The following is a 9,595-nucleotide window of genomic DNA, read 5'->3' on the forward strand; positions in this document are numbered from 1 at the left end:
TTAAAATCTTCGCTGAAATTCGATTTGCTCATGATGCTCTTCCTGCCTCAAAATTAGGAAAGAAGGCGTCTACAAATCTAGGGGCTATTCAGTATTCGAAGCTTCGTTTAACTATTCCAGTTTTATCTGGGAGCGCTCGAATTTCGTTGATGTCGTCCTCGCGCATCAGGACCGAGGCAAACGCAGGCTCTACGCTTCCCAGTTTATTCCGAAATTTCTTCCAATATTGGTCGTAATATTCGATGCAATTCTTCCGGAGAGCTTCTGCGCTTTCGACCCGTCTCGCGAACTTTTCAGCTTCCTCGGAAAATGACAGAAGCTCGCTCTCGTAGATCGCGCGGAGCTCATCTCTAGGGTCCTCCCTCGGAAGATCGGCGCCATTCTCTTCGAAAATTTGACTGATTAAGGTTCGGATGGATGAGTCTGTTTTTGTCATGTTTCGATAATGGTCGCCGCCGGATCGTTGAAACGAGCATGCAGAAAATATTGCACCTGATTGGCTTGCCTCATGATCCACTCCGCCGGCTCAAGAGCGGAGTTGGATACGCTGGCGTATCTGCTGGTAGATCTGGATCTCCGCCTCGTGCGCGAGCTGCACGACCAGTGCGAATCGCTGGCTATGGAGCTCAGTCGCCCACCCGGCCTCGCACCGCACCACAATGTAATAGCGATCGCCATAGGTCGAGATGTCCGACTTGAATGTCGCGACAGCCGACTGCAGCGTGCTTTTCTCCCGGACTTGCGGACCAGGTACCAGCTTGCACTGAAAGCGTTTCGCGATGTCGGGGACAGCCTCGTCGCGCGGTCGACGGCGGTAATGCTCGGAGATTAGTGCGGGATCGCAGCCGCGCACGAGGCGAAAACTCATGCCGACGCCGGCATAATCACTGCGGCTATGACGCACCGGCGGATCGTAAGCCAGCGATACGCGGATCGTCCGCCGGCCATTGGTGTTCTGGAACAGCTCCGGGACCGGAAGCTCGTAGATAGCGAAGTGGTCCATCGCCAGCTCGTCTTCTGCATAGAGTACGACGCGCGCGTCGTCGGAGAATGCAGCATGCTCGAGTTCGATCTGTCCGTAGCCACAGACGCTCCGGATGGCAGCCTCTCCCAGCGAAGATAGACGGTGGTGCGCCGCTTCAGGGATGGTCGCCGAGGTGGCGAGCAGCGCGCGCACCAGGTTCGCGGATGCGTCGGGGAACCGGGACAAGATCTGAGCGGCCTTGAAGCCAACTATTGGCGCGGCGTACGAGGTGCCCGACCCGCTGGTGATCAGTTGCTCGACCGGCCTGTGATGAAGCGTCAACAGACCGGCGCTCGCGACGTCGCGTCCGTCGCGCAATCGTTGAACAAGCGGGTCGACGATCATCGTACCGCCAAGATCGATGAAATCCGGTTTGACCGATCCCTCGACCCCTGGTCCGATTCGGGTGAAAGGCGATGGCTCGCCTTCCTGCGTGATCGGTCGCACCGCGACGTCGGCGCCGAGCCGGGCATCGAGCCCGTTGCCATGTGCGAGGGACCCGACTGTCACGACATTGATAGCGCCGCCCGGCTCGAACAGCCGATTGCCTTCTTCAGTCAAATAGCGTGGATACTCGGTGACCGCCTGTTCGATCCTGTTACCGCCACGAGGGGCGCGGTTACCAGCTGACACGACGATCACGACATCGAGCTCGCGCGCGAGTTCGTCCAGCGTCGCCGCCCAGGTCCCGACCTTTCCTCCATCGTAGACACGCTTGCGGTCTGCGAGAGCGATGACGAACAGTCTGCATCCGAAGCGCGCGTGAAGCGACGTGACTGCCTCTCGCATCTGGGAGGGCACCAGTCGCCTATCGTCAAAATCGCCGCGTTCGTTGACCACTTTTGCTGCGCACAGCCGCGCCCCACGGTCGAGCGCGCCACCGGCAAGCTGGGCGCGGAGGTCTCCGAAAACGGCGACGCCTCCGACGCGCGTGCCATGTCCCCATTCATCGACGGTCCCCAGCCGCTCGGGCACGCCAATCGCGCCAACAAGGATGTCTTCGATTAGGGGATGGTCATTGACGCCGCTATCGATGATCCCGATGAGCGGCGCGTCGTTTGCGAGAGGACCCCGCTCCGGCAGGTCGCCGAGTTCGAGACGCATGGCTTCCGCGGTCGCAACGTCCGGGGACGGGGGAAGGTCGATCGCCGCTACGTCCTCCAAGGACAGCAGTGACCGGAAGACCTCTCCGCTCGCGCGGATCCGTGCCATGGTGATCGACGGCCCGATATACTCGTCGAGCCATTCGCCGCCGCGGGCAACCACATAGGCTTCGATGTCGCCAAGTTTGCGCTGACGAAGCTCTCGTCGACCGAGGTCCCAAAGTTCCAAATCGGCAGTGAGTTCACCCAAGGCGTGGAAATCTTCAGGCTCGGTATAGCCTTCCTCGCGCAGGCGAAGCCCGATCCGATCTCTTGGCTCGACCGTCCCGACCGATGCGATCGACCCCACGAAGTTTGCATAGGGCGCGCCAGTCTGACCGGCCGGAACCGGTCCGCCATAGGCAGCAAGCCGTGCCCGGAAGTCGCGCAGCTCGTCGTTTGACGAGAAGAGGACGAGCGTTCGATCGGCATCGCTGGATAGGACGGTTAGACCGAGAGCCTCCCAGTCGCTTTCCAGCAGTGAGCCTGTCATGCGCACGCGGAGGATCAGTGAAGGATTGACCGCCCCGGGTGGTCGCCGACGCTGCTGAACTGCGACTGCGTCGTCGAGCTCTGTGGCAATCCGTCGGCTGTGTTCGGGACGGTCACGCTCTGGCGCTGAACCAAATCCCAGGCGTTTGCGACGTTCGAGTTGCTCCGGCAGCCTGACCAGCTGCAAATGGTCGTATCGAGCCATGGATGTGGCCCTTTACGACTGACTGGTGAGGCGCGACCGACCAGCCTTGCGACGCTGTTCATCGAGGATGGCGGAATTGAAATCCCGCTCCCGAACGTCCTTGCGCTTTTCGATGACCGTCGACTTTATGGCCTGAATGCAGACTCGCTCGATCTCCGCATAGGAAAAGCCGACAAGCTCACTGGCTTTCGTCGTGACATCGAACACCGTCGGCACATTACGGAATTTCGAGCGGAGATAGCGCGCGATCAGTTGCTCATCGGGTTTGTCGAACCAGATCACCTCATCGAAGCGCCGCCAGATGGCACTGTCGAGAGCGTGGTCGAGGTTCGTGGCGGCGATCAGAAAACCCTGGGGTCGCAGGCGGTCGATGAAGAGGAGCAGACTGTTGACCACGCGCCGCAGCTCATTGTGTTCGCTGGAATCGTCGCGCGAGCGCGCGAGCGCATCGAACTCGTCAAGAAAGAGAACGCAGGGCTGCTTGCGGGCGAAGTCAAAAATCTTCCGGAGATTGCTGGCCGTTTCGCCAAGATATGAAGAGATCAACTGATCGAGCTTAACGGCAAACATCGGCAAACCGAGTTCGGCGGCGAAAACCTCGGCAGATATTGTCTTGCCGCAGCCGGGTGGGCCGCAGAATAAGAGTTTGGAGCGTACTGGCAGACCCTTGCGCCGGATATCCTCTGACCGTCGGAACTCCTTGAGCAGCCCGATAAAAACGCGCGTGTTGGATGCGCTGAGCACGACGTCCTTAGTCGTATGGGTTGGCTCCACCCGCTCGACGAAATCTTTCGCGGCGTCCGGAAACGGGATCAGCGGCGCAAGTGATTTCATGGGTTTAGGGCCGTTGGGCGAAGGGCCGCTTTCGAGCGTCCTGCGAAGAGTGCGTGCGAGAACCTTATTGTTCTTCTTTTCTTCCTCAACAATTATCTGCTCGGCGACCGCACGAAACTCATCGTCACGGCCATAGCTCGCCAGCAATTTCTTCATCAATTCACCGCGAGCCATGATCACCCTGCTCTAATCTTGCACTTTTCGTATAATGCTACCTCTCCGCTCGGCCTTTTTCCATTGCAATTGCATGCCGGTGACAGGATTCGCGCGTTTCATCGTACATCGCAATGTCCTGCCTTAAAAGGCTGGAAACTCCCAGCCCGCAGCGGGAAACAAGCTTCCGCTCGATACGCGCAATCCATAATCGAGCCATATGCGGCGAAGTCGTAGGTTTGTCAGCCAGTTGACCAATTGAATATAAGGGTCGGCGGTTCGTAATGGTTCAAGAGCAAACCAGGCCCCCAAAGTAAACTTTGAATGCGGATTTGACTTAAAGCTGAAAAAACCTACCACAGATCAATGCGGGCGCATTCGAGGGCTATAATATCGCCGACGTCAATGCCTCCAGGCAGAGGGTCGTCAGCAATAAAATGAATGTCGCCGACAGCAAGGTACCCTTTCTGCGCGTCGGTAACCCTACCGACCACTTGCTGCGTCAATCCCTCTGCAGCGATCTTGCGAATCGCGAGTTCAGTTGGTTCAGCGAGCATGGCGTAATGAATGCCGAACAAATGGAGGCGATCATCTAGCGAGTCGCCAACCTTTACCTTGCAAAGGTAAGAATATGCCTCGCATCTATATCGCCCGTCAGACACTATAACCTCAGCTTCGTCTGCGCTCCTCGACAGCCAACGAATACTTTCAACTTTCATAGCACTTCCCAATCGATGGTGTAATTTAGCCATGCTACGGTTCTACGGCTCGGCTGGCAACATCGGCGGCAACTCACTTGGACTGCCATCCAAAGGCGTGGCTGAAGAGTTCGCTGTTAGTGGTGCGATGCGAGGTCGGACCGTCGCCAAAATCGATTTGAGTAAAGTTAGAAATTATGTCGCGGATGTCTCCGCCGGCGGAACTGGAGATGTAGAGACTGACAGAACCGCTAGATTCGAACAAGAAGTCTTGATTGAGCGCCATATCCCTCGCGACGCGATAATAGATTATTACAAGGTAGAGAAAAAGTGGTAAATATTAACGCTGACAAAATCCTGGAAGCTTTGGATCAGGACTGTTTCATCCCGAGTGCTCGAAGAATGGTGTTTCACCGGGAAAAAGCTGAAAAGCTTGCTTATAATATTCGTCATTTTTCGGTTAATAATGCTAATATCGGGGATGCGCTTCTGGTCTTATGGAGACTTCCGTACTACGTCCTCCTATATGAGGGTCGCTGTATCGAAAATGGAGCCGACCCACAGGAGTATAGAGATGTTGTTGTTGCCGTGAATAACGCAGTTGAAGAAAAAATAAATGACATAGCGGCAATATTAGCGCTAGTTGACAAAGGGAGTCCATAGTCTGACTGCTGTAATCGCGACGAAGCCAAAATAGGATTGCTTGGCCTTTTCGTAGTCCGTCGCGATGTGCCGCAGATTCTTGAGCTTTTTGAAGAGCCGCTCGATTCGGTTTCGCCATTTGCATTTGGCGCGGATGGAAAATATTTGCATCCATTTTATTTCCAGATTCTGAATTGTTCCGAGGATAACCCGACCGGAGCCAACTTTGGGCATATGAAGATGACACGCTGCCATTCGCTAAAATACCAGCTGTTCTGGGAGAGCTCGATAAGTTGGAAGATAATCAGCTTCATGATCCCACTTACTCTCACAATGTAATTTATGCTTGGTGCTCCGATTGCTCTGAGCCCAAAGCTTGGACCGCCGGGAGCTGGAGTTTTCCGGCTGTGATCACGATGGCTGGCTGGTTGGGCCACCGGGATTGTGCAGGGCAATCGGGACGTTATACCCGATCGCCGAGTGAGGACGTTCTTCGTTGTAGTATCGACGCCAAGTCTCCAACTTTTCGCGCGAATCCGCAAGGCTCAGAAACCAGTGGGCGTTCAGGCATTCGGACCGCAGCTTGCTGTTGAACGCCTCGATGAAGCCGTTGTCGGTCGGCTTGCCGGGTCGCGAGAAGTCCAGGGTGACGTTGTTGGCATAGGCCCACAGGTCGAGATCGCGGGAGATAAATTCGCTACCATTGTCCACCCTGATCGTCTTGGGATAGCCTGCCTTCCGGCAGATGCCTTCCAATGTCTGGACCACATCCTCGCCTCGGTAGGTGAAGCGGGCATCGGCTGCAGGGCAGAAGCGCGAATGTGTGTCGACCACGGTCAGGATGCGCAGCTTCTTGCCTGTCGCGAGCTGGTCGTGAACGAAGTCCATCGCCCAGACGTCGTTCGGCCCCACTGCTTCCTGACGATCGTCTCTGAGTTTCGCCTTCACCCGGCGCTTGGGATGCTTGTTGCGCAGCTGAAGCCCTAACTCGCTGTAAATCCTGCGTGTCTTCTTCATGTTGATCTTCCATCCATCACGGCGCAAGTGAACATGGACACGCCGATAGCCATACCGCACGCGTGTCTCACAAATCTCCTTGATGCGTCTTTCGAGTGGGGCCTGTCCGGTGCGGCGGGGCTTGTAGTGGTAAGTAGACGTGTCGAACCTCAGGACCTTGCAGGCCCATCGGATCGATATGCCCCAATCCACCAGCATCCCGTCGATCAGCTTTCGCTGGCGAACAGGCCTCAGAGCTTTCGGCGGATGACGCCCTGCAGCATCTCGCGGTCCAGCGTCAGATCTGCGACTATCTTCTTGAGCCTGGAATTCTCATCCTCCAGAGCTTTCAGACGGCGCATCTCGTCGGGCAGCAGACCAGCATACTTCTTGCGCCAATTGAAATAGGTCGCCTGGCTGATACCTGCCTTCCGGCAGATCTCTGCCACTGGCACGCCATCGTCGCCTTGCTTCAAAATAAACGCCTTCTGGGCGTCCGAAAACTTCGATGCCTTCATGCTTCCGCTCCTGTTCCCAGCCGGGAAATTACCGCGGAAAACTCCAGTTATGAACGGTCCAGTTTTTGGGGATCAGAGCATTTCAATCTGGCCTTATGCGGCCTGTTTTTCCATAGCCATTTTCATTGCGAATTCGCTGGGTGTGATGTTGCCCAGTGAAGAATGCGGTCTGTTCCGATTGTACAACACGACGACAGAACACCCACGGGACCGAGGTTCGCGAGCTTTTGTATCCGTGGCATCCCTGGTTCGGAGAGCATGTGCATGTCCATGCGGCGCTGGCCAAGCGTGTGGATATTTTCCGCTGTAGCCTCTCTGGTGTTCCCTCTGATCGGCTTCTTGAAGTCCCAGCATGGATGTTCGACCGCGCCGTAAGCGGATATTGGCGCAGCCTGCCAGTTCCGCACGTCGATCTCTCAAGCCTGTATGCTTTGGCAAAGTTACTGGAAGACGCCGAAGCCTCATCGCAATCTGCGGTAACGGGCGCAGCATTGGTCTCTCACAAAACGAGTCGGAGAGATGTCCATGCCCCGCCAGTCCATGACATATCAGTTCGATCTGTTCTCGGCCCCGCAGCGGGGGAAGACAGCAGGGATGCCGCAATGGCCGGAGTTGCCGGAGGAGACCCGCCAAGCGTTGACGGTGCTCATCGTACGGCTATTCGTCGATCACGCAAAGTGCGGACATGCCTCCCAACAGAAGGAGGCCGGTCATGATGCATGAGAAGATCGGGCCGCATCATCTGGAGCGGAAGGCCATCCTCTATGTTCGGCAGTCCTCGGCTCACCAGGTTCTACATAATCGAGAGAGCAGCGCCCTCCAGTACGCCATGCGCGACCGTCTGGCAGCGCTTGGATGGTCACATATAGAGACGGTGGATGACGACCTTGGTCGTTCGGCCGCCGGCGGCGTGACCCGCGCTGGATTTGATCGGATGGTGGCGGAAGTCTGCCTTGGCAAGGTTGGCGCCGTGGCCGCACGTGAGGTATCGCGTTTCGCCCGGAACAGCCGCGATTGGCAGCAACTCATCGAGATGTGCCGCGTTGTCGATACCGTCCTGGTCGACCAGGAAGCAGTTTATGCGCCCCGCCAGGGCAACGACCGCCTGCTCTTGGGTTTGAAGGGCAGCCTCAACGAGTATGAACTCGATCTCTTGCGTCAGCGTTCCCTTTCCGCCCGCTATGAGAAGGCTCGCCGCGGTGAGCTCGTGGTCACTGTTCCGGCCGGCTTCGTGAAGGCCGGTGATAGGATCGAGAAGGATCCCGATCGACGCATCCAGGAAGCCATCGCACTCGTCTTCGACAAGGTTGCCGAACTCGGCAGTGCCCGGCAGGCCTTGCTATGGTTCCTCGAGCAGGGGCTGGACCTGCCGGTCAGGTATACCAATGGTGACGTCATCTGGCGCAGGCCAAATTATGCCACCATCCACCGGATGATTGCGAACCCGATCTACGGAGGCGCTTACGCTTATGGTAAGAGTCGCTCCGTGCCCCGATACGAAGGCCGGTCTGGAATTCGTCGCAAGGCGCGTGATGAATGGCTTGCGCTGATCCCGGATGCACATGAAGGTTACGTCAGTTGGGAACGGGCGGAGGAGATCCGCAAGATGGTTAGCGACAATGTGCCAGCCAGCCGCCATCACGGGGCACCGAAGCACGGCGACGCTCTGCTTGCCGGCCTTTTCCGTTGCAAGAGGTGCGGTCGGAAGCTGACAGTCCGGTACACCGGAAACAATCATAATATTCCGCGCTATTCCTGCTGGCGTGGCCTACTCGATAATGGCGAGCCCCGCTGCATAGCCTTCGGCGGTCTGCGGGTCGACGACGCGATCGAAGAGGCACTGCTCGGCGTGGTCGAACCAGGAGCCGTTACCGCCGCCATCGAAGCGGAACGCAATATGGCCAGCCAACGCGACCAGGTTCAGGATGCCCTGCTGCGCGACCTCGAGGCGGCGCGCTATGCCGCCGACCGGGCATTCCGACAATACGACGCGGCTGATCCAGAGAACAGACTTGTAACGTCGGAGCTCGAAGCTCGCTGGAATAAGACACTCGCACGCGTCAGCGAGATCGAAACCAAGATTGCCAAACATCGGACGGTTACGCCGCAGCCATTCCCCATGTCCGCATCACAGGTAACCGCACTTGCGGGAAACCTTCGTATCGTCTGGACGGCGCCGACAACCGATGCAAGGCTGAAGAAACGCATCGTTCGCACGCTTATCCATGAAGTGGCCGCCGATCTCGATAATGCCGCCTCCGAGATCGTCCTTGTCATTCATTGGGTTGGCGGGGTCCACACCGAACTGCGCCTACCAAAGCGCCGCCGCGGGCAAAGAAACGCGACCCCGGACGACATCGTCGATGCTGTGCGACAGCTCGTTCTGATTGCCAATGACGACGTGATTGCCGGTGTCCTCAATCGCAATGGACTGACGACCGGAAATGGCAATCGCTGGACGCGTGAGCGGGTCACCGCGCTGAGGTCATATCGCAAGATTCCAGTCTTCCGTCCTCAGATCGACGGGATGGAGCCATGGGTTAACTTGGGAGGAGCGGCGAAGTTGCTCGGGATCACGCCAAAGACGCTGCGCTTGGCGGCCGAGGCCGGCGATCGAAGGCGCTCACCCGCTGCCCGATGGCCCATGGATCTTCAGCCGTTCAAAACTCGCAGCCCCGGAAGCACGTCAAATCCTCCAGCGCGTCCGACAGAACCCGCGACACCCCACAGGATCGTCTCCAGATCAAGAAAGCCTATTCCCTTCAACAACATAGAAAGATGGGTGTGATGAAACAGGATTGTAGTCCTCCTTCCATGCTGTGATTTCGATCCTCGCCTGCGTCAGTGACGAGAACAGTGTTTCGTTGAGGCATTCGTCACGGAAGCTGCCG

The 9,595-nt window shown here is 57.2% G+C and carries 8 protein-coding genes; 3 read left to right on the forward strand and 5 right to left on the reverse strand.

All coding sequences use genetic code 11. The annotated features are described in order from the left end of the window. Positions 1-526: 526 nt before the first annotated feature. From J2Y63_RS34910 to J2Y63_RS34920, 3 genes are all read right to left on the reverse strand, one after another. Positions 527-2,863, reverse strand: a complete 2,337-nt coding sequence (locus J2Y63_RS34910; RefSeq protein ID WP_435269765.1) for a S8 family peptidase — start codon at positions 2,861-2,863, stop codon at positions 527-529. A 12-nt stretch (positions 2,864-2,875) separates the two neighbouring features. Next, a complete protein-coding gene (locus J2Y63_RS34915) occupies positions 2,876-3,871 on the reverse strand; it encodes an AAA family ATPase (protein ID WP_435269766.1) in 996 nt (331 codons plus the stop codon). Positions 3,872-4,203: 332 nt separating this feature from the next. Beyond that, positions 4,204-4,569 (reverse strand): hypothetical protein, encoded by a 366-nt coding sequence (locus J2Y63_RS34920; RefSeq protein ID WP_435269767.1) that lies wholly within the window; start codon positions 4,567-4,569, stop codon positions 4,204-4,206. 31 nt (positions 4,570-4,600) lie between these two features. Here J2Y63_RS34920 and J2Y63_RS34925 point away from each other — a divergent pair, with 31 nt between their 5' ends. Both J2Y63_RS34925 and J2Y63_RS34930 read left to right on the forward strand, forming a co-directional pair. Further along, a complete protein-coding gene (locus J2Y63_RS34925) occupies positions 4,601-4,885 on the forward strand; it encodes a hypothetical protein (RefSeq protein WP_435269768.1) in 285 nt (94 codons plus the stop codon). Beyond that, the gene (locus J2Y63_RS34930) at positions 4,879-5,211 is read left to right on the forward strand and encodes a hypothetical protein (protein WP_435269769.1); all 333 of its coding nucleotides are present in this window, start codon (positions 4,879-4,881) and stop codon (positions 5,209-5,211) included. Before J2Y63_RS34925 ends, J2Y63_RS34930 begins: the two co-directional genes overlap by 7 nt. 390 nt (positions 5,212-5,601) lie before the next feature. Here the strand turns inward: J2Y63_RS34930 and J2Y63_RS34935 are convergent. Next, a protein-coding gene (locus J2Y63_RS34935; protein WP_435269770.1) for an IS3 family transposase occupies positions 5,602-6,704 on the reverse strand; the annotation gives its coding sequence in 2 pieces (ribosomal slippage) (positions 5,602-6,443 and positions 6,443-6,704; 1,104 coding nt in all). Positions 6,705-7,416: 712 nt separating this feature from the next. On the opposite strand from J2Y63_RS34935, the gene J2Y63_RS34940 reads away from it, so the two are divergent. After that, the gene (locus J2Y63_RS34940) at positions 7,417-9,492 is read left to right on the forward strand and encodes a recombinase family protein (RefSeq protein WP_435269771.1); all 2,076 of its coding nucleotides are present in this window, start codon (positions 7,417-7,419) and stop codon (positions 9,490-9,492) included. Here the strand turns inward: J2Y63_RS34940 and J2Y63_RS34945 are convergent. Then, positions 9,448-9,561, reverse strand: a complete 114-nt coding sequence (locus tag J2Y63_RS34945) for a hypothetical protein (protein ID WP_435269772.1) — start codon at positions 9,559-9,561, stop codon at positions 9,448-9,450. The two genes, J2Y63_RS34940 and J2Y63_RS34945, sit on opposite strands and share 45 nt — an antisense overlap. Positions 9,562-9,595: the final 34 nt, after the last annotated feature.

The organism is Shinella sp. BE166 (assembly GCF_051201095.1).
In the GTDB taxonomy this organism is placed as follows: domain Bacteria; phylum Pseudomonadota; class Alphaproteobacteria; order Rhizobiales; family Rhizobiaceae; genus Shinella; species Shinella lacus.